Origin of the sequence: Arthrobacter sp. NPDC093125 (assembly GCF_044754225.1) — a bacterium.
Classification (GTDB): domain Bacteria; phylum Actinomycetota; class Actinomycetes; order Actinomycetales; family Micrococcaceae; genus Arthrobacter.
Genome location: NZ_JBIVOQ010000007.1, coordinates 16,680 through 39,785 on the forward strand (window position 1 = coordinate 16,680; position 23,106 = coordinate 39,785).

17 protein-coding genes and 2 pseudogenes are annotated in these 23,106 nt (G+C 62.7%); 6 read left to right on the plus strand and 13 right to left on the minus strand.

Annotation, left to right across the window (positions count from 1 at the left end):
* Window positions 1–12: 12 nt before the first annotated feature.
* The 4 genes from ACIP9X_RS14185 to ACIP9X_RS14200 all read right to left on the minus strand — a co-directional run bounded on the left by ACIP9X_RS14185 (window position 13) and on the right by ACIP9X_RS14200 (window position 4,439).
* A complete protein-coding gene (locus ACIP9X_RS14185) occupies window positions 13–951 on the minus strand; it encodes a deoxyribose-phosphate aldolase (RefSeq protein WP_400480393.1) in 939 nt (312 codons plus the stop codon).
* Window positions 948–1,997 (minus strand): 5-dehydro-2-deoxygluconokinase, encoded by a 1,050-nt coding sequence (gene iolC / locus ACIP9X_RS14190; protein ID WP_400480394.1) that lies wholly within the window; start codon window positions 1,995–1,997, stop codon window positions 948–950. The genes ACIP9X_RS14185 and iolC overlap by 4 nt, the downstream gene beginning before the upstream one ends.
* 259 nt (window positions 1,998–2,256) lie before the next feature.
* Window positions 2,257–3,264, minus strand: a complete 1,008-nt coding sequence (locus ACIP9X_RS14195) for a sugar phosphate isomerase/epimerase family protein (protein ID WP_400480395.1) — start codon at window positions 3,262–3,264, stop codon at window positions 2,257–2,259.
* Window positions 3,261–4,439 (minus strand): Gfo/Idh/MocA family protein, encoded by a 1,179-nt coding sequence (locus tag ACIP9X_RS14200; RefSeq protein ID WP_400480396.1) that lies wholly within the window; start codon window positions 4,437–4,439, stop codon window positions 3,261–3,263. Before ACIP9X_RS14200 ends, ACIP9X_RS14195 begins: the two co-directional genes overlap by 4 nt.
* 150 nt (window positions 4,440–4,589) lie before the next feature.
* Here ACIP9X_RS14200 and ACIP9X_RS14205 point away from each other — a divergent pair, with 150 nt between their 5' ends.
* Complete coding sequence (locus ACIP9X_RS14205) at window positions 4,590–5,597, plus strand: LacI family DNA-binding transcriptional regulator (protein ID WP_400480397.1); 1,008 nt, start codon at window positions 4,590–4,592, stop codon at window positions 5,595–5,597.
* 104 nt (window positions 5,598–5,701) lie between these two features.
* Here ACIP9X_RS14205 and ACIP9X_RS14210 read toward each other — a convergent pair whose 3' ends face one another.
* The 3 genes and pseudogenes from ACIP9X_RS14210 to ACIP9X_RS14220 form a co-directional block, all read right to left on the minus strand.
* Window positions 5,702–6,472: a GntR family transcriptional regulator gene (locus tag ACIP9X_RS14210; RefSeq protein WP_400480398.1), complete on the minus strand. Its 771-nt coding sequence runs from the start codon at window positions 6,470–6,472 to the stop codon at window positions 5,702–5,704.
* Between the two features lie 1,351 nt (window positions 6,473–7,823).
* On the minus strand, window positions 7,824–9,272 hold the full coding sequence (locus ACIP9X_RS14215) for a sugar porter family MFS transporter (RefSeq protein WP_400480399.1): 1,449 nt from the start codon (window positions 9,270–9,272) through the stop codon (window positions 7,824–7,826).
* Between the two features lie 622 nt (window positions 9,273–9,894).
* Window positions 9,895–10,458: pseudogene (locus ACIP9X_RS14220) on the minus strand (recombinase family protein).
* Between the two features lie 141 nt (window positions 10,459–10,599).
* Here ACIP9X_RS14220 and ACIP9X_RS14225 point away from each other — a divergent pair.
* The gene (locus ACIP9X_RS14225; protein WP_400480400.1) at window positions 10,600–11,199 is read left to right on the plus strand and encodes a hypothetical protein; all 600 of its coding nucleotides are present in this window, start codon (window positions 10,600–10,602) and stop codon (window positions 11,197–11,199) included.
* Between the two features lie 54 nt (window positions 11,200–11,253).
* Here the strand turns inward: ACIP9X_RS14225 and ACIP9X_RS14230 are convergent, their stop codons facing one another.
* Together ACIP9X_RS14230 and ACIP9X_RS14235 are read right to left on the minus strand one after the other, a co-directional pair.
* Window positions 11,254–12,078 carry a DUF4386 domain-containing protein gene (locus tag ACIP9X_RS14230; RefSeq protein WP_400480401.1) on the minus strand — a complete coding sequence of 275 codons (825 nt, stop codon included), beginning with the start codon at window positions 12,076–12,078 and terminating at the stop codon, window positions 11,254–11,256.
* Between the two features lie 14 nt (window positions 12,079–12,092).
* Window positions 12,093–13,145 (minus strand): NAD(P)-dependent alcohol dehydrogenase, encoded by a 1,053-nt coding sequence (locus ACIP9X_RS14235; protein ID WP_400480402.1) that lies wholly within the window; start codon window positions 13,143–13,145, stop codon window positions 12,093–12,095.
* 101 nt (window positions 13,146–13,246) lie between these two features.
* Here ACIP9X_RS14235 and ACIP9X_RS14240 point away from each other — a divergent pair, with 101 nt between their 5' ends.
* From ACIP9X_RS14240 to ACIP9X_RS14255, 4 genes are all read left to right on the plus strand, one after another.
* Window positions 13,247–13,933 (plus strand): TetR/AcrR family transcriptional regulator, encoded by a 687-nt coding sequence (locus tag ACIP9X_RS14240; RefSeq protein WP_400480403.1) that lies wholly within the window; start codon window positions 13,247–13,249, stop codon window positions 13,931–13,933.
* 294 nt (window positions 13,934–14,227) lie between these two features.
* Window positions 14,228–15,085 (plus strand): DUF4389 domain-containing protein, encoded by an 858-nt coding sequence (locus tag ACIP9X_RS14245; RefSeq protein ID WP_400480532.1) that lies wholly within the window; start codon window positions 14,228–14,230, stop codon window positions 15,083–15,085.
* Window positions 15,086–15,201: 116 nt separating this feature from the next.
* Entirely contained in the window at window positions 15,202–15,909 is a 708-nt protein-coding gene (locus ACIP9X_RS14250) for a DUF2306 domain-containing protein (RefSeq protein ID WP_400480404.1), read from the plus strand.
* A gap of 389 nt (window positions 15,910–16,298) precedes the next feature.
* A complete protein-coding gene (locus tag ACIP9X_RS14255) occupies window positions 16,299–16,523 on the plus strand; it encodes a hypothetical protein (RefSeq protein ID WP_400480405.1) in 225 nt (74 codons plus the stop codon).
* A 34-nt stretch (window positions 16,524–16,557) separates the two neighbouring features.
* On the opposite strand, the gene ACIP9X_RS14260 is transcribed toward ACIP9X_RS14255, so the two are convergent.
* The 4 genes and pseudogenes from ACIP9X_RS14260 to pyk all read right to left on the minus strand — a co-directional run bounded on the left by ACIP9X_RS14260 (window position 16,558) and on the right by pyk (window position 22,939).
* Window positions 16,558–16,683, minus strand: coding sequence for a hypothetical protein (locus tag ACIP9X_RS14260; RefSeq protein WP_400480406.1), 126 nt, complete (start codon window positions 16,681–16,683; stop codon window positions 16,558–16,560).
* A 299-nt stretch (window positions 16,684–16,982) separates the two neighbouring features.
* A pseudogene (locus tag ACIP9X_RS14265) lies at window positions 16,983–18,581 on the minus strand (IS1634 family transposase); the annotation flags it as partial.
* Between the two features lie 2,057 nt (window positions 18,582–20,638).
* Window positions 20,639–21,217, minus strand: coding sequence for a recombinase family protein (locus ACIP9X_RS14270; protein WP_400480407.1), 579 nt, complete (start codon window positions 21,215–21,217; stop codon window positions 20,639–20,641).
* Window positions 21,218–21,448: 231 nt separating this feature from the next.
* Window positions 21,449–22,939 (minus strand): pyruvate kinase, encoded by a 1,491-nt coding sequence (pyk, locus tag ACIP9X_RS14275; RefSeq protein ID WP_400480408.1) that lies wholly within the window; start codon window positions 22,937–22,939, stop codon window positions 21,449–21,451.
* Window positions 22,940–23,106 lie beyond the last annotated feature (167 nt).

Consider the following 23,106-nt stretch of genomic DNA (forward strand, 5'->3'; position numbering starts at 1 on the left):
TTGCCATGATTCTTACTCCGGGGTGCTCGCGCGGTGGCTTAAGAGGGAGGCTGCTGTAGCAACGGCAGCCGTTACGTCACCATCTCTTGGATACAACAATGTTCTGCCGACGGTGAGGCCCTGGACGCCGGGCAGGGCCAGCGCGGTCTGCCAGCTGGCGAAGACCTCGTCTTGGGTACCCGCAGGATCTCCGCCCAGCAGCACGGTGGGCATGGTGGTTGCCGCCATGACGCGTTCCATCTCCGCGACGACGGGCAGTTTCATCCAGGTGTAGGCGCTGGTGGAGCCCAGGCCCTCCGCGATCGCAATCGACTTAATCACCGCATCCGTGGACAGGTCGTTGCGGACCCTGCCATTCTCGCGCACCGAGAGGAAAGGCTCCACCATCGCGATCAGCTTGCGTTCGGCCAGGGAGTCGATGGCCTTGGCGGTGGCTTCCAGCGTGACCACGGTGTCCGGGTCCTCCAGGCAGATCCGGGTCAGCATCTTCCCGCCGTCGGCCCCCAGCGCCTCCAGGGCGGCAGCGGTGTGGCCGGTGAACCGGTCATCGAACTCGTTGACCAGCCCGGTGAGGCCGCCACGGTTCATCGACCCGAAGACCAGCTTGCCTTCCAGGGCGCCCAGCAGCAGCAGGTCGTCCATGATGTCCGGCGAAGCGAGCACGCCGTCCACGTCCGGGTTGGCCAGGGCGATCCGCAGGCGGTCCAGCAGCTGGCGGCGGTCCGCCATGGCCACTGGATCGCTGCCGACGGCGAGGGCCCCGCGGGCCGGGTGGTCAGCGGCGACGATGAAGTTCTGCTTGCCTGCCTTCGGACCCGGGTGGCGGCGGCGAGCCTTCGCGGCGCGGGCCACGGCTTCCGGGTCCTCGAGGCGGATGCGGCTCAGGTGTTCATAGCGGCGGGGGTCGTCATCCACCGTGGTGAGGGTGGCGCTGCCGGGATTGAGGCTCACAGTGCCGCTCCTTCGGGGGTGAGAGTGCTGGGGTCCTGGCCGGGAACGGCAGGCTTGCGGGGGGCGGAGTCCGTGCCAGGAACCAGGCGTCCCCGCTCAGCGAGCAGGGAGGTGACCTCGGCCGGGGTGGGCATGGCGTCGGCGCAGGACAGCCGGGAGGCAACGATGGCGCCGGCTGCGTTTGCATAATCGAGGACCTGCGCCAGCGGCCAGCCGGACAGCAGTCCGTGGCAGAAGGCTCCGCCGAACGAGTCACCGGCTCCCAGTCCGTTGACGGTCTCCACGGGGACGGGGGCGGAGACCACGCGCTCGGTGCGGGTCTTGGCCATCACGCCTTCCGGGCCAAGCTTGACGACGGCGATTTCCACGCCGGCGGCCAGGAGGCGGTCCGCCTGCTCATCAGGGGTGCCCTGTCCCACGGCCACGGCGCATTCCTGATCGTTGCCCATGGCAACGGTCACGTGCGGCAGGACCTTGGCGACCTCGGCGCGGGCTTCCTCCTCGGAAGCCCAGAACATGGGGCGGTAGTCGAGGTCCAGGATCGTGTACTGGCCGGGCTTCAGGCCGGTGCGCGGCCGGGCTTCGTGGGCCTTGATGTGCGCTTCCCGGCTGGGTTCCTGGCAGAGGCCGGTAACGGTGGACCAGAAAATGCCTGCCGTCCGGATAGCGTCGGTATCCAATTCTTCGGCCTCGATCTGCAGGTCCGGAGCGGTGGGGAAACGGCCGTAAAAGTACAGCGGGAAGTCATGCGGCGGCTGAATGGCGCAGAAGGTCGCCGGCGTCTGGAGCCCCTGGACCGGGGTGACGAAGGAATCGTCCACACCGAACTTTTCCAGTTCGCGGTGTAGGTAGGTGCCGAAGGGGTCATCGCCGGTGCGGGTGATGACGCCGGCACGGCGGCCATGGCGGGCGGCGGCGACAGCGACGTTGGAGGGTGATCCGCCGAGGTACTTGCCGAAGGATGTCACGTCCTCCAAGCCCACCCCGATGTCGTTCGGGTAGATATCAACGCTGATTCGCCCGATCGTGAGCAGTTCGTGGGTCACGGTAATCGCGGACCTTTCTGATTCATACCCCGTGAGTTACGGAGTGAGCGTTCGTAGACCATGGTGGTCAGGCGCCGCGGTGAGGGAGGGTGCGTCGGATGGTTCGCGTCAACATTTGAGGGAGTACCTCCGGCCGCGGCTTTACTTCTTTGCTTCGGGACGGCCGTTACTCTGGGAGCCACAGGAGATCCAGCATTCGCTGGTTGGTCATGCGGTGGAGGCGGGTGTGGGGCCGCCAGGAAGGCGGCCCCACAACCTCTTACGCCGAGACGGTCAGTGCTGCGTCTGCTTCTTTCAGGACTTTGGCGGCGACCTCAAGTCCTTCGATGCGGCCAAGCTCGACGTCTTCGTGTTCGATGTTGACGAGCATGTTGGGGTCCACTTCGTGAAGCGCGCGGAGGAATTCGGTCCAATAGGCCACGTCGTGGCCTTTGCCGAGCGCGACGAAGTCCCACGCGGCGGGTTTTGGCCATTCGTTGGCCCACTCGTCGCCGCCGAGGTTGGTGCGGTTCTCTTCCGGGGAAAGCCTGCGGAAGCGGTTGTCCAGGACCCCGTATATGGCGGCTGTTTCCTTGTTGACGCGTACGTCCTTGGCGGCGGCATGGAAGACCAGGGGGCCCAGCTCGCGGACGACTGCGACGGGGTCCATTTGCTGCCAGAACAGGTGGGATGCGTCGAGTTCGACGCCGACGTGGGTTGCTCCGGTGAGTTCGACGAGCTTGTACACGTCCGCCGGATTGAACACGAGATTTTGCGGGTGCAGTTCCAGGGCGACCTTGACGTTCAGGTCCCGGGCCAGCCGGTCGGTTTCCTTCCAGAAGTCCGCAGCGATGCCCCATTGGTAGTCCAGGACGTCCAGGGCTGCCGAATTCCAAGCGTTGACGATCCAGTTCGGTACCGTTGCTCCCGGTTCTCCGCCGGGAAGTCCTGACATGGTGACCACGCGGTTCTGTCCGAGGCGGTTGGCCAGGCGGATGGAGCGGCGGATGTCCTCGGCGTGTTTGTCGCCGATGGTGCGGTTGGGGTGAAGGGGGTTGCCGTTGCAGTTCAAGCCTGCGATCGAGACCCCGGTGCCTTCAAAAATGGCGAGGTAGTCGTCACGGGCGGCGTCGCTTTCCAGGATCTGGTCCATGTTGGGCACGTGCACCGCCGGCAGGAAGCCGCCGGTGTTGATTTCGATGCCGGTCAGTCCGAGGTCCGCGATGACTTTCAGGGCCTCGGGAAGCGGGCGGTCGTGCAGGATTGCGTTGTAGACGCCGAGTTTCATAGCGTGATTGTCTTTCCGTTGTTCAGCGCGGATTCGGTGACGGCGCCGAGCAGTTCCATATTGCGGACGCCCTCCTCGAAGCTGGCGCAGCGGGGCAGAGACTCAGCTTCGCTAAGGCCGGCGACCTCTTCGAGGAAGGCGCGCGCCTGGTAGCCAAAGGCGTCGTTCTGGCCGAAGCCAACTTCAGGAGCGTCCATGGCCAGGCCGCCGGCAATATACGGGTGGCCCGGGCCAAGGATGACCTGGCGGTAGCCGTTCTCGGTGCCGGAGCCGTCATTGAGGAACAGCTGGATTTCGGAGGGGCGGCGCTGATCGAACTTTGCGGCGCCGTTCTCGCAGAAGACCTCGAAGTTGAGGCTGTTGGCGTGTCCGGCTGCAACGCGGGAGACTTCAAAGCTGCCGGCGCCGTTTGCGAACTCGGCGGAGAATGCGGCGTAGTCGTCGTTCTCCACGGCTTCGAAGGTGTCACTGACAGCGGCATGGTCGTGGCCAATGACGGCACCCAGCGGCAGGGGACGCTTGCCGATCGCGGTGCTGAGACGGCCGCCGCTGATGGACTTGATGTCGCCGCAGAGGAACTCGGAAACGTAGGCCAGGTGACTTCCGACGTCGGCCAAGGCACCGGAGCCGGGGCCGCCCTTGTAGCGCCAACTCATGGGAGCGGAGGGGCTGAAGCCGTAGTCCGTCCAGTATCGGCCGCTGAAGTGCAGCACGTTGCCCAAAACGCCGTTGCGGATGAGGTCCTCGATGTAGGCGATGCCAGGGGTGCGGCGGAACGTGAAGCCGATGCGGGCAATCGAGGAGGCATTCCGTGCCGCGTCAGCCATGGCGCGGGCGTCTTCAATGGAGTCGCTCAGCGGCTTCTCGCACAGTACGTGCTTCCCGGCGGCCAGCAGGCCCTCCACGACTTCACGGTGGAGGGAGTTCGCGATCACGACGCTTACGACGTCGATGTCATCAGCCTCGGCGATCGCCTGCCACGAGGTGTCATTCCGTTGGTAGCCAAAGCGCCTCGCAGCCAGTGAGCCGAACTCGGCATTCACGTCACCGATGGAGACCAGCCGGACCGGCGGAAGGACGGGGTTGTACAGGGCGGAAGCGGTGCGGTAGGCGGCAGCATGGGCCTTGCCGGCCATGCCCGCACCGATTACGGCAACGCCAATATCCTTGGGCATTGATTTCTCCTTCGAAACTCAGCCGAGGCTGCGCGCACACAGCAGCTGAAATTGGGGTAATGTGAAATGGAGCGCTCCACAAACACGATAAGCCCACAGCTTTGTCCTGTCAATCTCTTTAAAGGGGGACGAATGAGTAACAATGGCAGAGTGACGCAGGAGACCAACGCCAGACGCCCAAACATTTACGACGTGGCCACGGCGGCAGGGGTATCCAAGTCCCTCGTCTCGCTGGTCCTACGGGGATCACCAGGCGTCTCGCCTGCCCGCAGGGCAGCTGTCGAGGACGCGATGGAGCGGTTGAATTACCGCCCCAGCCGTGCTGCTTCTGCCTTAGCCGGCAACACGTCCAAGACGATCGGCGTAGTGCTGGATGACTACCGGAATCTTTGGTTCGTGGGACTGCTGGGGGGAATGCACGATGAACTTGCACCCCATGGTTACCGAGTTGCGGTGGCAGACCCTTCATTCAATGCCCACATTGACAGGACTCCAGTGGACGGCTTTATGTCCCTGCGCGTGGATGGCATCGTCATTGCCACCGAGCCGTCCGAGAGCATGCTCGGCGGCATAGACGTTCCCGTGGTGGTTGCCGGGAATCGGGATGTCATCGTTCCTGGTGCCGACATTGTCGCTAATGATGACTTGGCAGGCGCCCGACTCGCCACTGAGCATTTACTCGAGTTGGGCCACCGGGAAATCGGCCATGTTACCGGCGGGGGAGGTGCTGCGCGCCTGCGCGCCCAAGGCTTCGAAGTCGTGATGCATGAACGCGGGCTAACTGCGCATATCGCCCAGGGCCAAGGGCTGACCACAGAATCTGACGGCTACCAGGCGGCCTTAAAACTGCTGGATGAGAACCCCTCAATCACAGCGATCTTCGCGGCAAATGACACTATGGCGTTTGGCGCTGCAGGCGCTGCCCGCGACAGGGGTAAACGCATCCCCGAGGATCTGTCGCTAATTGGTTACGACAATTCGCCGCTTGCGTCCGCCAATCTGTTGCGGCTAACGACTATTGATGATCGAAGCGGTCACGTTGGTATAGAAGCCGCGAGGGCGCTTCTCGGCCGCTTGAAGGAGCCCGCGGCGCCGCCCCGAACTGTCCTCGTAGGCCCGGAACTCGTAGTCAGGGCATCAACAGCGGCTCCGGCGTAGTTTCCGCACGTTCATAAATACGCGCAACGCCTCGCCGCCAGACCCGGGGTAGCCAACCGGCCGGGGTGCGTGCCTTCCCCGCCACCCGTGCCTTCACTTCTTTCTCATGCCCCGACCAGCGTCATGTCGAAGGTGTAAGAGTCGGCTCGATAAACGTGCCGGCCTATTTCGATAACTCGGCCAGTGTCATCGGAGGCCGTTCGTCTCATGGTCACGAGGGCGGCGCCGGGCCGGATGTTCAGCAGTGCCGCCTGAGCGCTGTCGGCCGTTGCGGCACCGATGCTCTGGCTCGCAACGCGCAGGTTTACGCCGGCACGCTGCAGAACGTCATAAAGGCTGTCCGTTTCGAGTGCTTCGGCGGACAAGCCCTTTATTGTGCTGGAAACCCAGTTTTCCATCAGCGCCAGCGGTTTCCCGTCAACAGCGCGGATTCTGGTGAAATGACAAACTTTTAAGTCTGCGGCCGACCCAAGGCCTTCAGCTATCTCCGCCTTGGGAACCTCCCAAGCGAAAGAGGTGACCACCGTCGTTGGGTCCAAGCCAACTGCCCGGAGATCCTCGTGAAGGCTTGTTAGCTTGACGGGACGCCTCAGCGGTCCGTCCACCACCTGAGTTCCAATCCCGCGCTTCCGGACGAGCAAACCGCGCCGGACCAGAGAGTCCATGGCTTGTCTCACGGTGGGGCGGGAGAGTCGAAGACGCGTGGATAGGACCATTTCGCTTTCCACGCGGTGCCCTGGGGCAAGACGACCCTCGATTATGGCCTCCTCGAAACTTTGCGCCACCTGGTGGTGAAGGGGCACGGGCGAGTTTCGGTCTATGTCGAGGTTCAGATGCGTCATGGGCGTCTTGGATTCCTGTAGCTGGAGTGCCATATGGCAGTGGTTGATGATTTGGCGTAAAACCAACGCGGCAGCTTCTTCCGGCAGCCAGAAAAAGGACTACGCCCGCGGCTACTGACCCCTCCACAGTGAAGTTCACACGACTTGCAGGACTGGAGCGCTCCAGACTTAGTGTGGAGGGGCAGGCGTGCTTTGTCAAGCAAGCAACCGGGCCGAGTGTTGTACAACGGAGAGTTCAATCCTGCTGTCTTCGACGCTAGGCATTGAGACCGCAGCCCCTGCAGGAACTCTCGAACCTTGGCAAATGCATCATTCATCCGGTGCCAGGGACTGGAATGGCCATGCGCGGGGATCCAGCCGTCCTACAACATACTCGTGTCAATCCGCGCCGATGGATTGCATGAACGATGTAGGCCGAGCGCGCCGGCCCAGGATTGCTTCCTCTGTTGCTTGTGGTGGGACTAGGAGCTACCTGTAATCTCGGCGCCGACTGGAATATGCAGGAGTAGCATCGTCCAGGAATAGCATCGGCTTCGGGCGACTTCAGCGGCGATAGCAGAGCCCGTTTCGGTGCCCATGATGCTGCCGACGGATCTTTCCTGTAGAGGTAAGTAGGCCTTGCCGGTCCGGGCTGAGATGGCTGCTTCCAGTATGAGTCGCGAAGAGCTGGAGGGGTCCGCATGAGAAATTCGCCGGGCAGGGCGGATTGGTCAGCGAAGAGAGCAAAGCCGAGTGCTTCGTCCGAGGCAAATATGGCTCGAGTGTAGGTCCCAAGCTTGGCTCTGGAAGGACCCACCCACGCCGGCAATGGTGACCCATTGTGTCCCGAGCGGCCCAACACCTCTGGGCGCTGATCGTGGGGCCCCTGGAAGGATGGCGGGAGTTCAGGATTGTCACCAGCGACCTCGTCGTCGTAAGGCTGACGATGGCCCCCTGATGCGTCACCTGCGGCAGGATTTGGGTTCCTTTTCTGGGTTGAAGCTCGCATCGGAGACGAGTCTCCAAAGGGGACCCGGGCCACGTGAAAGTCCTATATGTTCCTGGTATGGCCGGCGATAAGGGATCGCGCTCGAGGGGCGGTGGTGCAGGGTCACGGCTGTTGATAGTGAGCTTTTACCACCTCCGAGGTCGCCGGGATGATGCGGCCTGGGGCTACCGTTAAGGAAGAGCGAATCTGAAGGCAACCACCAGCCGGTCGAGGCAATCCCCGACCGGCTGGTGCATCAATATGCCCTGTTCAGATCGAGAGAGCGACTGGCCTTTCGACAACGCCCGCTTTATCGCCATCCATCCACTGCCCGGATGATGTGATCTGCGTGGAAGCGTTTAGGCGATGCAATTACCACTGCATCAATCTCAGGGCGAGCAATCGCCTCATCGTTGCCTATTTCCTGTGGACGATGTAGATGGCGCCGGTTGTGACGTCTTCCTCCAGCGCCTCGAGGGTCCGACCCCGGGTTTCTGGGACTTGCGTGTAGATGAAGATCAGCGCCAGGATTCCGACGATGCCGAACAGGAAGAAGGTCCCGGTGATGCCGACCGCCGCCACAAGGGACGGGAAGAACAAGCCGAGGAGGGCGTTGGCGATCCACAGGCAGAAGATGGATACGCCGATCGCGAAGCCGCGGATATGCAGAGGGAAGATCTCCGAGAGCATCACCCATACTGCGATGTTGAGGAACGTCTGCATCGAACCGACGAAGGCAACCACGAGGAAGAGGATCACGAATGGCCGGGAGGGGTCACCGACCGGCAGGGCAATCGAAGCGATACCGATGAGGAAGTGGCAGACTGTGGTCAGAATGAAGCCGGTAATGAGGGTCGTGCGGCGGTTGATGCGCTGCATCAGGGAGAGTCCGATGATTCCACCGATGACTGCGATGACGCCGGGTGCGATGTTGGCGATGAGCGCGGCGCCCGAGTCGAAACCTGCCTCTATGAGCACAGACTGGCCGTAATACATGATCGAATTGATGCCGGTGAGTTGCTGTGCGACACCAAGGCCGATCCCGACGAGGAGGATGCGCAGGATCCACTTGTTCTTAAGCGCGCTCCAGCCGGACAGGTTCATCTGTTCTTCCTCGTCGGCGAGGTGCTTGACCTCGGCCATTTCAGCGGCAGCGCGGTCGGCTGAACGGATTGTGGCGAGGACATCAAAAGCTTCATGGAGCCGGCGTTTGGAGATCAGCCAGCGCGGGGACTCTGGCATCCGGAGCATGCCAAAGAACAAGGCAATGGCGGGCAGCGCGGCGACAGCGAGCATGATGCGCCAGACTCCGGGATGTCCGCCCCAAACGTTGCCGATAATGGCGTTGACGACGAACGCTGCGAGCTGGCCGATGACGATCATGAGCTCGTTGCGGCCTGCGAGTGAACCGCGGATCTCATAGGGGGCAAGCTCGGCCAGGTACACCGGGACCACCGATGATGCCCCGCCGACGGCGAGGCCGAGGATGACGCGACCTGCAACCATAACCTCGAAGTTCGGCGCGATCACGCAGGCGAGGGTGCCAACGAGGAACAGGACAGCCAGCAGGATGATCGTCTTTCGGCGGCCCCACGTGTCCGAAAGACGGCCGCCTCCGACAGCGCCTGCCGCGGCGCCGAAGAGTAAGGAGCTGGTGACAATTCCCTCGGTGAGCGGGTTAAGCCCGAGTTCAGCGGTCATCGGTCGGAGCGCGCCGTTGATAACGCCCGTGTCATAACCGAACAGCAGTCCACCGAACGTTGCAGTCAGTGCGACAAGGCCAAGTCGCTTGCGATGCGGGCCCTCTGTCAAGGGTGGGAGCGGGGTCGGTCTAGACGTTCCGCTTGGTGCATGGGCAGTGGCCATCAGGGACTCCTTTGTCAGGTTTTCACGGCAGATGTGACTTGCCTCGCAGCAATACTAGTCGGCACCGGCGTGTCATGTAAGGTCAAACTGACAAACGTGCTTAACCTTGCTTCATCAATGACGTGGCGCAAGGCTGTTACCGCCTGATAAGTACGGCGACCCTCCATGGGTGGGAAAGGAAGCCCAAGTTCAGGGTCTTCCAAGAGGGCAAGGTCGGCGTGAACCTCTGTGAAGGACGTCGTAGGCAGTATCGCGTCCTTCGGCGTCACCATGGGTTCACCGGAGTTGCGGCAACGCTTGGCACAGCGGCCGGCCGCGCCCACTCTGGAATCTCGACATCGACCTGCAGAGCCCGTCGGGGACGTCGCCTTGGCCATGGCCAATAGCAGGCCGGCTTCGGTATCATCATTGACGAGATGCAGGACCTCGGCGACAGGCTGCTAGGCCCCGATCAGTCCTGAGGAAGACTTCCGAGGCCTGCTGCGCCACTCCCCTCGTCATTCTGAAACGCCGATAATGAGCCTTCCGTAAAGCTGGCGCGGTTCCAGCCACGGCATAACGGCTGCGTCAGTAGGGGAGGGATTCACGTCAGCTTGGCCTGACGGAGGTATTGGTACACCGTTTAACTGCTGATGCCGTAGTCGCTGGTGAGGACGGATTTGGGGGTTCCACTGGCCGGCGGTGCACCAGCTCGGTCACCCGTTTCGGGCGTGAGGGTCTTCTTCCGTCCGCGGTAGGGACCGCGCTGCTGGGCCAGGGCCATGCCTTTCCGCTGCCGCTCCCGGATCAGGGAACCCTTGAACTCCGCGAACGCACCCAGCACCTAGAGCATGAGGTTGGCCATGGGGAAGTCCTCCCCAGTGAAGACCAGCTGCTCCTTGATGAACTCCACGCGCACGCCCTTACTGGTCAGAATCTGGACCAGTGAACGCAGGTCATCCAGGTTGCGGGCGAGCCGGTCCCTGCTGTGCACCACCACGCTGTCCCCGTCACGGGCGAACCGCAGCAACTCAGCCAACTTCGGTCGGAACGTGTCGCTGCCCGGGGCCTTGTCCGTGAAGACCCGGTCCGGAACCGGACCATCGAGCTGGCGTCGCTCGTTCTGGTCCAGCGTGCTCACCTGCACGAATGCACCCGTACCAGTACTGCAGGAGACCTTATTTGAGCTTGAGCTGGAGTGGCCCAGGAATCTCATAGTGGGCTCGTATAGGCTGCGGATGAGCTCGTCCGCTTTTTTGTGGACGGCAGAGCTAGTCAAGGCAGGCAGACAACATAGCAACAGGCGAACCTCAAACATTTCGAGACCGCCTTAACCACGAGGACGCACATGGCCGCAGAACTTACACAGGGCATCGACCGTTTCACCGTGACACAGAAGCTCACACTGATGGTGAATCGATACGAAATACGTTCCGCGACCGAAGACTGGCAACCCGGGGACCTGCTCGCCGTCGCTCAGCAGAAGCGAGCCGCTTTCAAGGAGCAGGTGACCTTCTACCAGGACGAGTCAAGGACCATACCCCTTTTCTCCTTCAAGGCCCGGCAACGCCTCGACCTCGGCGCGACGTACGACGTGCTGGACGCCAATGGACAACCGATCGGCAACTTCCGAAAAGACTTTGGCAAGTCCCTGCTGCGATCAACCTGGCACCTCGAATCGTCCGGACTCAAAGTCACCGGGAGTGAACGCAGCCTCGGCATCGCCATCGGCCGGCGCATATGGGAAGCGACACCCCTGGGAGACGCCATCCCTTCGCCCTTCCGTTTCCACTTCGACTTCGTCGACTCGAGCGGACAGGTGCTCATGACATCAGAACGGGGACGGTCACTGCGGGACCGATACCTCATCACCCTCCCGGGCGCACGACTCGACGGCCGGGTCGCGGCCGCGATGGCAGTGGCACTGGATGCTCTACAGTCCCGATAGACATACCAACCGATACGGAGGACGCCAGCCGCTGTTGGTCATGGTGTCAGTTCCTTAGGCAATGCCGTGATGGTCCGAATGGAAGTGCGTGGTGGGAGCGGGACTTGCAGCCGCTGATCGCTTGAGCAGGATGCTGATGCCGAGGACGGCAATCCAGAGGCCCCAGCCGGTACTGCCGAGAAGGCCGGCGAGGTCCCAGACGGGAAATCCGGGGACGGCAGTGGCGAGGATGTCGCCCTGATTGAGCAGATAAATGCTGCTGGTGATGAGGCCAGCGGCGCCTATCCATCGGGGAAGAATTCCGCTGCGAAGGATCACGATGCTGACAGCGGCGGACCATCCGATCACCAGCAGTTGGCCCAGATGCTCGCCCAGCAGCGCCCCGCCGAACTGGTGCTGTGCCGTCCAGGCAGCGGCCACCGCAGCCCGCGTCTGCCCGTCCCCTGTCGCGTAGGTGCTTGCCAGTGCCGGCACGACAAACACCCAGCGCAGGAACCCGATGAGTGACAGGAGCACCGAGGCAGCTCCGGCATAGGTGGCAACGTTCATAGCGGGGTTCCCCTGCAGGCCCAGTGCGGCCGGCAGAAGCAGAATAGGGATGGCGAGGAGCCCGTAGGTCCAGGCCGCCGCGAACCAGGCCCACACAAGGGCAGGGCCGCCGGCGGTAAAGGCGGGCAGCACCACCTCAGCCGGCTCCCGCAGCACGTCCGGCCAGTCAAACATCACTGACAGCGCGGTGGCCGCTGCCGCGAACGCCAGGGCACTGAAGGCAAAAAGCCCGCCGGTGGCGAACCGGATTCTGGTGCTCGGGGTGCGCAGGGATTTGGTGGATCGGTTGCCAGTGGCGGCCAGGGAACTGTGCGGCGCTGGAACTGACATGGCGGGTTTCTCTCTTAGCTTTGTGGGGTGTGGATGGTGATGGCGATTTTTCCGCGGGCTTTACCGGAGTCGAAGTAGCGCATGGCGTCCGGGACCTGCTCCAGGGTGTAGGTCCGGTCGATGACGGGTGTGAGCGTGCCGGCTTCGATAAGTCCGCGGAGGTGCTCGAGGTCCGGTGCGTTTTCCTTGCCCATGACCATGGTCAGCCGCTGGCCGATGAACGGAGACAGGGCCAGGGCGCGGAGCTGCCGGTCCATGCTTCCGGTCCAGGAACCGCCCTCCTCCCCGCCGGTGATGACCGCCGTTCCCGTAGGGGTGAGGGCGTTGCGGAGCCGGGTGAGGGTGGGGTTTCCTGCGATGTCCAGGATCAGGTCGTAGCGCTCGGTGCCGTCGGCGAAGTCCTGGCGGGTGTAGTCGATGACGTGGTCGGCGCCCAAGGAGTGCACCAGGTCCTGTTTGGTCGTGCTGCACACACCGGTGACCTCGGCCCCGGCGGCCTTGGCCAGCTGCACGGCATAGCTGCCGACACCCCCGGAGGCGCCAAGGACCAGTACCTTCTGCCCCGGCGTTACCGGACCGGCGGCGCGGAGTGCCTGCAGGGCGGTGCTGGCCGAAACCGGAACGACCGAGGCCTGTTCGAAAGTGAGGTTGGCCGGTTTGCGGGCTATCTTGTCTTCATGTGCGGCCGCGTAGTCAGCGAAGGGGCCTTTTCCGAAACCGTAAACCTCGTCCCCGACGGAAAACCTGGTCACTGCTGCCCCAACTGCCGCGACAGTGCCAGCCAAATCCAATCCGGGGACGGGGTTCTTGGGGGCGCGGAGGCCGTAGACCATCCGCAACGCGTACGGCAGCCCGGTGGTCACATGCCAAGTGCCCCGGTCCAGTCCCGCCGCGTGCACCCGGACCAGAACTTCCTTCTCGCCGATTGCAGGCCGGGCAATAGACGCCAAATGCAGGACATCGGCGGACCCGTAGGCCTCCTGCACGATGGCCCGCATCGGCGTTTCCCCTGCCGACGCTGCGCGTCCCGACGGACTTTCTGTGACGCTCTGACCGTGTGAGGTCATGGCCGCTCTCCTTGAAGTGTGTTGGATTTGGAGCGCCATTTCGTACGCCGTACGATCATGGTAGCGTACATAGTACTAAACCGATACGGCTGGGAGCCACGATGTCCGTCAGCACTCAACACCTGCCCCCGCAGCGCATTCCGCTCAGCCGGGAAAGGGTACTCAGATGCGCCCTCGATCTCGCCGACGAGTCGGGAATCGCGTCTTTGACCATCCGTTCCCTGGCGACCAGCATGGGCACGAAGCCGATGTCGCTCTACCACTACGTGGCCAACAAGGATGAGATCCTGGACGGCATCGTGGACATGGTCTTCGACGAAATCGAGCCGCCATCCCCGGCGGGCGACTGGCGGGACCAAATGCACCGCCGGGCGCACGCAGTGCGGCGTGCACTCAAGCGCCACCCCTGGGCCGTAGGGCTGCTGGAGACCCGGACATCCCCTGGAGCTGCGACCCTGCGCCATCACGAGGCGACCCTTGCCACCCTGCGCGCCGCCGGGTTCTCGGTGCAGATGACAGCCCACGCCTATGCGCTGCTGGATAGCTACATCTACGGAGCCGCCCTCCAGGAAGCGGCCCTTCCCTTCCACGGCCCCGACGCCACGGCCGAAGTGACAACATCGATCGTCAAGCTCTTCTCCGACGGGCAATACCCGAGATTGGTTGAGATTGCCACCGAACACGTCCTCAAACCCGGGTACGACTTCGGGAACGAGTTCGACTTCGGACTGAACGTCATCCTCGACGGACTCGCCCGGTCGATTCACCCGCTAGACGACGGGGCCTAGCACGGCACCAGCTCGCCCGGTCCGTTAGCGGAAGCTCCCGGCCCGTCACGCGAAGGCCGGAGAGAGTCTTACCGTTTTCCGGGTTGTAGGACCTGCAGCTATCGCCAACCCGTACTTTGTACGGTACGGTGGGCGTACGCCGTACGAAACGTGCTGCTGACACGGTACTCCGGTTGTCAGCCCCCGGCGCGCTGGCCCTCGGCCCCATGAAAGAAGATCGCCATGTCCACGTCAATGCCCGGCAGCTCTTCCCGGGGGCCCGATTCACCAGTAGCCAGGATGCCCGCAGTGCCCATGGCCGTCCTCGTGGTGGGGGTCCTGCTGGGACTCGCCACGACGGTTGTGCTCTCGGCCTACCGTTCCCTTCCCTTGGGACCGGGCGGTTTTACTACCGCACTGCTCGTGCTCGGTGCATCCCTGGTCCTAATCCTCGTGGGAGCTGCAGGCGTGGGACGAGGGATCGCCCCCGGGGCCTCACAGGAAGCCGACCGGGCCGGAAACGAGCCGGCCCAACTTACCGGGCACCTTGATCCCGGATTGTCGCGGTGGCTCTGGCTGGTCAAATGGGTCCTCGTCATTCCCCACTACATCATCCTGGCCCTGCTGTGGGTCGCGTTCCTGGTCGTGACAGTGGCAGCGGGGTTTGCGATCCTGTTCACCGGCCGCTACCCGGCCTCGCTCTTCCAGTTCACCGTCGGAGTCCTGCGCTGGAACTGGCGCGTGGCCTTTTACGCCTACGGCGTCCTTGGCACGGACCGCTATCCGCCCTTTACCCTTGCCCGCAGCGATTACCCGGCGGAACTGGACGTTGCCTACCCGGTGAAGCTCTCGCACTGGAAGGTACTGTTCAAGTCCTGGCTGTTCGCCTTGCCACAACTGCTCATCGTGGCCGCCCTCACCGGCAGCGCGGCATCCTCCTCAACGGCGGGCATCTCTTTGCTCAGCCTGCTGGTATGCATCGCCGCAGTCATCCTGCTCTTCACCGGTGTCTATCGCCTTGGGATCTTCGACCTGTTGATGGGCATCAACCGTTGGACCGTGCGAACGGTCTCATATGTGGCCTTGATGAGTGACAAGTACCCTCCGTTCCGGCTCGACCAAGGCTCGCTCGATCCCCCCACGAACCCTGTGGCATCACCCACGCCTGCTTAATGCCACCGCGGCCGCGACGGCCACGCCTGTTTCCAGCACAACCGCAAGGGACTCTGGGGGTCCTGGACCGACTCAACCCGGCGGGTGCGTGAGCGCACCCGCGAGAGAGCGACACCATGACAGCCGAAACCATTCCCCGCTCCCGCCCCAGGCCACCCCGTACCCGATGGCTCGTACCCGCCTCCCTGATCCTCCTCAGCCTCGTCCCGATCATCGCCGGCGCGTCGCGCCTTACCGAACTATCGGGAGGTCAGCTAACACCGGATAACGCCCGGTTCTTCGACTCGCCCATCCCCGTACTGATTCACATACCCGCCGTCACCGTCTACCTCGTGCTCGGGGCCTTCCAGTTCGTTCCATCGCTGCGCCGAGGCAAACGCGGCAGGCTCAGCTGGCACAAAATCGCCGGTCGTACTCTCGTCCCCATCGGCCTGCTCGCCGCCCTATCGGGCCTATGGATGGCGGTCTTCTACGACCTCCCGCCCCTGGACGGGCCGCTCCTTCTCGTCCTTCGACTGGTCTTCGGCTCCGCCATGGTGACGTTCCTTGTCCTGGGATTCATGGCCGTACGGCGCCGGAACTACGTCCGGCACAGTGAATGGATGTCCCGGGCGTACGCCATCGGCATCGCCCAGGGAACCATAGTTGTCGTCACTATCCCCTGGATCCTGCTGATCGGGCCAGTTGATGAACTGACCAGGGCACTGCTGATAGGGGCATCATGGGTCATCAGCCTTATGGTGGCCGAGTACTTCATCTACCGGCGCGCCCAAGGACCCGCGCGAACTTCCCGTCCTCCCGTCCGGACCGCTCAAGCACGCTGAACCTTCTCCTGACGGGACGGAGGCGGGGCTGAAACTGAACCACCCCTGTGCGTTCATCCCGGGAACGGACTTGTGGATTCTAGTGCTTGTGCTTTATCCGGTCCTAAACGCATAGTGAGCTGCGGGACCCGATCATAAAGCTCTGAAGGAAGCCGCCATGCAAACCGGTACCAGCACAAGGCGACTCCTGAAGACTTTCCGGGCGTACCCTAAGAACAGGCCGACGGCGGAGGACCCATTGGTTTGCCCCCATCCCTGTGGACACCCCAGCCCGCCGCCGGTCTCGTTTCTGGCCCTTCTGAATGCAGCTTGACGTAATCCGCGGTCGGCGGAGAACAGATCACCGCTTGTGGCTGGAGGGCTGAGGGATGAGGTGGAAGACTGCGGCCATGAGTATCGAAAAATGGTGGCCGAAGCTGAAGCCATCTACGCGGGAATGGCTCATTGAGCATAACGGCGACGCGGTGCCTGCCGAGGTCCTCGCCGAGATTGCGGAAGCTGGCGGTTCAGCAACTACCGGTGGATGGTGGGTGGGCAGTAGTGGGCCCTCGGGGTTCTATTTTTCGGACCAAGCCGTCGATTGGATTGAAGCGGTGTCGCCCCAACCTCCCTAAGATTCTCAGCCCCACTCGAGTTCCGGCTGGCCGCTCACCGTCCCATCACCTCGAGCACGTCGAACACGGTGCGGAGCAGCGCCGGGGCGAGGCTGCAGGGCCCGATCCACAATCCCGCGACCTGCACACGGGTCGCCTTGCCACTGCGATGTTCGTTCACCTGAGACCACCTGTTCCTTCGGCTGGGCTGACCATCGTAAGGGCAGGTGCCGACACCTCGAGCAGCAGCAAAATGCGATCGGCAGCGGCTGAACACAGCATGTCCACACGACCGCTGCGCCCAGACTGGGACGGTGGACAACCAACTCGTGGTTGTCCACCGGAAACCAGCGGCGTGTCAGAACGCCCGGGAGTGTCGGCCGGCGATCCGCGGCCAGGGGGTCCACGAGGCCGGCTCCCCGTACCCCCCTGACTTGGCTCATTTGCTTTGTGCGTGACTTTTGGGCTGTGGATGGCGTCGAGGATGGCTTGCTGTCCGATGGAGATGTCGGGGGCGAACGTCTGTGTGGTGCCGTTGATGGCGATCGTCGCTGAGCGCAGGGGCCGGAGTTGCTTGATGACGTTGGCCACCGCGAGCCCGGTCCTGTTCTGCACGGTTCTGGAGAGGGCAAGCGCGGTGAACACGATCGTCAGGTGCGCCTCGATCGCGTCGCGGGTGCGGTGGAACATGGGCCTGGCCCGCAAGTCTGTCTTGCTCATCCGGAAGGACTGCTCGACGTGCCAAAGGTCGTGGTAGGAGCCGATGACTTCCCCTGCCGCCATGACCGTCGCCGGGATATTCGTGACGTAGCCCTTGAGGCCTGCCAGTTGCCGGGCACGTGTCAGTGACGACTCGTCGAGGCTGCGTTTGCCGCCGGTGGTCTTGACGAAGCGCGGGACCCGGGCCGCCTTCTGCCCCTCGATGACCTCGCGCGCCCGGTTCTCCTGGGCTGTAAGGGTGGTGGCGTCGCGGACCGCTCTCTTCCGTGAGTAGGCCCACACCGCCCGCCGTGAGCCGGGATTCGTTGTGGGGTCCCAGACCGGTTCAGCGCGCACATCGGTGTTGTTCTCGTTCTTATGCCCGGTTCTAGGTGTGATCGTGTCGATCAGCTGCCCGTCCGTGAACGCGTTGCCGTGCCAACGGAAGTGCGAGGCCAGGTCGGCCGGAGCCTTGGTCATCCGGGAGCCGATGATGAACCGCAGGTGCGCATCATCAAGCTCACGCAGGTTCCCTGCTGAGAGCATGCCGGCGTCAGCCACGACGACCATATCGCTCAGGTCGTGCCGGGCCTGGAACTGCTTGATGATCGGGATCATGGTCGAGGTCTCGGCCTTGTTGCCCTCGAAGCAGCCGATCTCCAACGGGAACCCGCCGCGGTCCACCAGTAGACCGACGACGATCTGTGGATCAACGCGCCGTTCCTTGGAGTACCCGACCTTTCGCAGCTCGTCTTCCTTCTCGGCCTCAAAATAGAGCGTGGTGACGTCGTAGAGCACCAGGGAAAAGTCCCCGCTCGTGCTGGCGTGCTGGAAGCACCAGGTTGCGATCCGGTCGCGGTAATTACCTGCAGAGGCCCGGCTCAAGGTGCGTTTCATTGTCGCGTAGCTGGCCGCGGATTGACCAAGATCGCGTAGCACTCTACCGGCGTCCAGCAGCGATGTCGGTTCCACGACCCGGGCGATCACCAGGGCGCGGAACACCTCGTCACCCAAACCATCGAACCCCAACGCCGTGAACACGCTGGCCAGCGCATCGAACAGGATCCGCGAGTCTGTGCCAACCACGCGTCCGGGACTGTCACGGCCAGTCGGCGTCACGGCGCCGGCTGTCTCGAAGAGGCCCGTCTCGGCGGGCACAATCAGGCCCTTCACCGGAGGCGTGGGTTCGATGCCGAGCTCGAGGACGCCCTGGGCAGGATTGTCCAGCAGCTCACGGGCGCGCTGGAGCAGCATGCCGAGTTCGGCCTCCGTATGCGCGGAGCCGACGTGCTCCACGATCCGCTGCCGGCCGCGCACATACTCGGCGATCTGCACTGCCGTCGCCCCCGAGGCCGTCCGCACCCTCCTGATGAACGCCACAACGGAGACACTAGAACAAAACCCATTAGTGCGTGAAAAAGCACGAATCCGTCGACATCACCGCAGGTCAGAGCGCTGCACTATCTCAAGACCACGACCCGTGAGCCAAGTCAGGTCAGAACGCCCGGGAGTGTCGGCCGGCGATCCGCGGCCAGGGGGTCCACGGGGCCGGCTCCCCGTACCCCCGGCAAGGAGACTCTGCGAAAGGTGCCGGCGGTAGCTGCCTGGGACGATACCCGCTCTAAACTGCCGGTCTGGCGGTGCGTATGCTTGCTGTGGGATGTTTCCCACGCCCAGGAAGCTATCCGCATGCCCCGGCTGAACTGTAGCCGCACCTGTTCTCGCGGCTGTTTTGGTCCCATTCCCGGACGCCGATAATGGAGATTCCGTCAACCTGGCTTTGTGTGCTTTTGCCAGAATGACAGGACTACCGGCAAGGGCTTCAAGGAAGCCTGGTCTGGGGGAGGTACTGGTGCACGGTTCCCGTCGGATGCCCTTTGCAGCCTGACTTCCGCCCCTTTCCGCCGGGCCGGTTCGAGGCGGTCCCCCAACCCCGGTACTCTTCTTCAAAGGCCGTCCCTGAGAGGTTTTTCCTCAAGGACACCTTCTCCCACACTGCCTGCCGAACTTGGACGTCGATTCTTGGGCACCGCACCGACTGTCGCTCGCTTGATCCCAACCGTTTTTCTCGCTTTGGGCTGTTTCGAACTCCTAGGAAGCCTGTCAGTACTTTCCTGGCAGGCTTCCTAGTTTTGCCTAGGATATATTTCCTGGCTTTTGCTTTCAGTCAGTCGGATTCTGGCGTATGGGCCTCTTAGTCGATTTTGCATTGATGTCCCGCTGCCCCTATTTTACTGGGACGGGAGCTTACATAATTTGTTGGACTCATCGTGGCAGAACCCAAGTATAACTTTAGGTTTGCGTGCGCCTTCAGCGACATTTTACGTCTTGGATAACAAGGTGCCGGACCTCGCCATCCACCACGACGGAGTGCGTTGTAAAGGTGCACGCCGTTGCCGAACTACTACTCTTGATGACTTCCCGGAAGTGGAAGACTGCCAGTTCACCATCTTTGACTAGGGAACTTTGATGTTGAGTAGTTGTCCTTTGGGAAAATAGAACACCCTCCTTGGTTGGCCCTTCATAAACGGTACTCCTGGTAATGAAATGAGCCAGGAATAGGGTGTTGCCGCCCTCGGAACTGTTTCTGATGATCTGCCCGCTCTGGCTGAAACAGAACAGCAGGTCGGTAGGGGCCGGGACATAGTTGCACTGCTCAGGGGTCCTGAACTGGGTCGGCGGATCGGCAGCGGCCGGGGACGTCGAAAGAGCTAGCAGGGCCATCGAGGCAATGAAGCATAAGATGGCCGAACATTTTGATTTGCTAGGGTTTCTCATGGTCTTCTCCGAAGATGAGCGGTTATTGGGCACGCGTGAATAGAACAATGGCACGTTAAGATACGCGCCCTATGACCACGACCCCAGCGTTCGCAATCCTTGACGGGACGAAGGGCTCTAATTCTAAGCCCGTACTGTCCCACTTCACGAGGCCAAGTTGGCCTTTTTTCCGTCTCAGCTTGACCGCCCGCCGTATGTGCAACAGAAACCTGTATTGCAGTGCCTTTCGTGCCAAGTTCTTGATGCCGATAACGATCTTTCGTCAACTCAGGCAGAAGAGCGGATGCTGGGGCAAGGCTGGACCTGCTCTGCGAAAGAGCCGTTCAGCGTCGGCGACGTTGGATGTCTTTTCAGGCGCCGTAAAGGGGCCAGGCGTTCTGTATCCGGTAAGGCAGGAACCACTTTTTGGCGTCTTTACCTGTCCATCGGGCACGCAGATGGGTCCGTTGGGCTGCGCGATGAACCCAACAGCTCAGAGGGTCTGCGCGCTTGTGGAGTCATACAACTATGTGCCACGGCCTGTGGCACATTTGCGGGTGGGTAGGGCTGAGGCGAGCCTGCACCTACGACAACCGTCCTGTAGCCGAGCAACAAGCCCTTCCCAACGAGCGGCATCCCGTAGCAGCCCTCGAGCGGACACGGACACCGACTAAGGCGGCTTAAAGTGAAGGCTCCGGGAGCCTCGCCTGACGTAGGTATTGGTACACCGTTTCCCGGCTGATGCCGTAGTCGCTGGCGAGGACGGATTTGGGAATTCCCTTCGCTGCCCGCTGGACCAGCTCGGCCGCCCGTTCCGGTGTGAGGCTCTTTTTCCGCCCGCGGTAGGCGCCGCGCTGCTTGGCCAAGGCAATACCTTCCCGCTGCCGCTCCCGGATCAGGGAGCGTTCGAACTCGGCGAAGGCACCCATCACCGAGAGCATGAGGTTGGCCATGGGGGAGTCCTCGCCGGTGAAGACCAGACTCTCTTTGACGAACTCCACCCGCACCCCTTTGCGTGTGAGGCCCTGGACGAGAGCACGCAGGTCATCGAGGTTGCGGGCGAGCCGGTCCATGCTGTGCACGACGACGGTGTCCCCGTTACGGGCGAACCGCAGCAGCTCCGTAAGCTCCGGTCTGGCCGTGTCCCTGCCCGAGGCTTTGTCCGTGAAGACCCGGTCCAGAACCTGGCCTTCGAGCTGGCGTTTCTCGTTCTGATCCAGCGTGCTTACGCGCACGTACCCGATCCGCTGTCCAGCCACCTGAGCCTCCAAACCTTCAACCTGTCAGATTGAGTTCTATGGCCTTTATTGGAGCAGGTCAAGATACTGGACTGGTCGATGTCAGAGTGGGGTGTGCCCTAACTGACACGACGAACTCCCAGCTGGCGCACCATGTTCTTTCTACTTTCCGAGTTTGTCCGGGTACGAATGGCCGTGTTCGTTTTCTGCCCACCACGGGCCCCGGGATGAATTGGGCCAGCCCACCACGTATTAGGGCTTTTTCTTCTTTTCCGGCCAGGGGCCGAGCTTTTCTTTGTTACTGGTGGCTTTGCCAACGCGGGTGGAGTCGGCGAGGTCGCCTACCTTGTGCACCTTCAGCGAGTTGGTGGAACCGGCCTTTCCGGGAGGGGACCCGGCAGCGATGACCACCAGGTCGCCGTCTTTGACGAGTTCCATCTCCAGGAGGCTGCGGTCAACTTGGGCGGTCATCTCGTCGGTGTGGTCCACCATCTGGACCAGCACCGGCTGGATGCCCCAGGTCAGCGCCAGCTGGTTCCAGACCTGCTCCACTGGGGTGAACGCGAAGACCGGCTTAATGGGACGAAGGCGCGAGAGGCGGCGTGCGGAGTCGCCGGACTGGGTGAAAGCACAGATGTACTTTGCTTCCAGCTGGTCGGCGATTTCGACGGCGGCACGGGTGATCGCGCCGCCGCGGGTCTTGGGCTTGGTGCCCAGCGGCGGAACGCGCTCGAGCCCGTGAACTTCCGTGGACTCGATGATCCGGGCCATGACCTTGACGGTCTCGATCGGGTACTTGCCGACGCTGGTCTCGCCCGAAAGCATCACAGCGTCGGCACCGTCCAGCACCGCGTTGGCACAGTCGGACGCCTCAGCGCGGGTGGGGCGCGGGTTGTCGATCATGGATTCCAGCACCTGGGTGGCCACGATGACCGGCTTGGCCCAGCGGCGGGCCAGTTCGATCGCGCGCTTCTGGACGATCGGCACTTCCTCCAGCGGGAGTTCCACGCCGAGGTCGCCACGGGCCACCATGATGGCGTCGAACGCGTCGATGATCTCGGGGAGCTGCTCGACGGCCTGCGGCTTTTCGATCTTGGCGATGACCGGCACGCGGCGGCCTTCCTCGTCCATGATCTCGTGCACGCGGACAATGTCGGACGCATCGCGCACGAAAGACAGGGCCACCAGGTCAACACCGCGGCGCATGGCCCAGCGGAGATCGTCCTCGTCCTTTTCGCTCAGTGCAGGGACGTTGACAGCAACGCCGGGCAGGTTGATGCCCTTGTTGTTGGATACCATGCCGCCCACGGTCACCTCTGCGACCACCTTGACGTCGTCGACAGCAGTGGCACGCAGGGCCACCTTGCCGTCGTCGATCAGTAGGGCGTCGCCGACGTTGACGTCCTCGGTGAGGCTCTTCAGCGTGGTGGAGCAGATGTCCTTGGTGCCGGGAACGTCCTTCGTAGTGATGGTGAAGGTGTCACCAACAGCGAGGGCGTGCGGGCCGTCAACGAACCTGCCCAGGCGGATCTTGGGTCCCTGCAGGTCAGCCATGATGGCCACCGGCTTGCTCAGCTCGGCGGCGGCCTTCCGGACGTTCTCGTAGGTGTTGTCGTGCACGGTGTAGTCGCCGTGGCTCATGTTCATGCGGGCGACGTCAACGCCGGCTCCCAGCACCGCGAGGGTGTTTTCGTAACTCGCGATTGCGGGCCCGAAGGTAGCCACGATCTTGGCACGTCTCATATGACTGTCCTTGAATTATCTTGGATTGACGACTGGTAGTGGTGGACCCTTGGTGGGCCGGGTACTCGAGCCGGGGAGGCCGCGAGACTGCGATGCGCGCCGGGGACGGCATGGTTGCTCTTCCGATCCCAATCGCCCGCCCGGGCTACCCCCGGGCGGGCGAATCT

Excerpts from the sequence above, each read along its gene's own strand:
- ACIP9X_RS14195 (WP_400480395.1), bottom strand. The coding sequence starts at position 3,264 with ATGAAACTCGGCGTCTACAACGCAATCCTGCACGACCGCCCGCTTCCC.
- ACIP9X_RS14245 (WP_400480532.1), top strand. The coding sequence starts at position 14,228 with ATGGCCGTCCTCGTGGTGGGGGTCCTGCTGGGACTCGCCACGACGGTT.
- ACIP9X_RS14235 (WP_400480402.1), bottom strand. The coding sequence starts at position 13,145 with ATGACCTCACACGGTCAGAGCGTCACAGAAAGTCCGTCGGGACGCGCA.
- ACIP9X_RS14230 (WP_400480401.1), bottom strand. The coding sequence starts at position 12,078 with ATGTCAGTTCCAGCGCCGCACAGTTCCCTGGCCGCCACTGGCAACCGA.
- ACIP9X_RS14240 (WP_400480403.1), top strand. The coding sequence starts at position 13,247 with ATGTCCGTCAGCACTCAACACCTGCCCCCGCAGCGCATTCCGCTCAGC.
- pyk (WP_400480408.1), bottom strand. The coding sequence starts at position 22,939 with ATGAGACGTGCCAAGATCGTGGCTACCTTCGGGCCCGCAATCGCGAGT.
- ACIP9X_RS14250 (WP_400480404.1), top strand. The coding sequence starts at position 15,202 with ATGACAGCCGAAACCATTCCCCGCTCCCGCCCCAGGCCACCCCGTACC.
- ACIP9X_RS14215 (WP_400480399.1), bottom strand. The coding sequence starts at position 9,272 with ATGGCCACTGCCCATGCACCAAGCGGAACGTCTAGACCGACCCCGCTC.
- ACIP9X_RS14255 (WP_400480405.1), top strand. The coding sequence starts at position 16,299 with ATGAGTATCGAAAAATGGTGGCCGAAGCTGAAGCCATCTACGCGGGAA.
- ACIP9X_RS14200 (WP_400480396.1), bottom strand. The coding sequence starts at position 4,439 with ATGCCCAAGGATATTGGCGTTGCCGTAATCGGTGCGGGCATGGCCGGC.
- ACIP9X_RS14225 (WP_400480400.1), top strand. The coding sequence starts at position 10,600 with ATGGCCGCAGAACTTACACAGGGCATCGACCGTTTCACCGTGACACAG.
- ACIP9X_RS14210 (WP_400480398.1), bottom strand. The coding sequence starts at position 6,472 with ATGGCACTCCAGCTACAGGAATCCAAGACGCCCATGACGCATCTGAAC.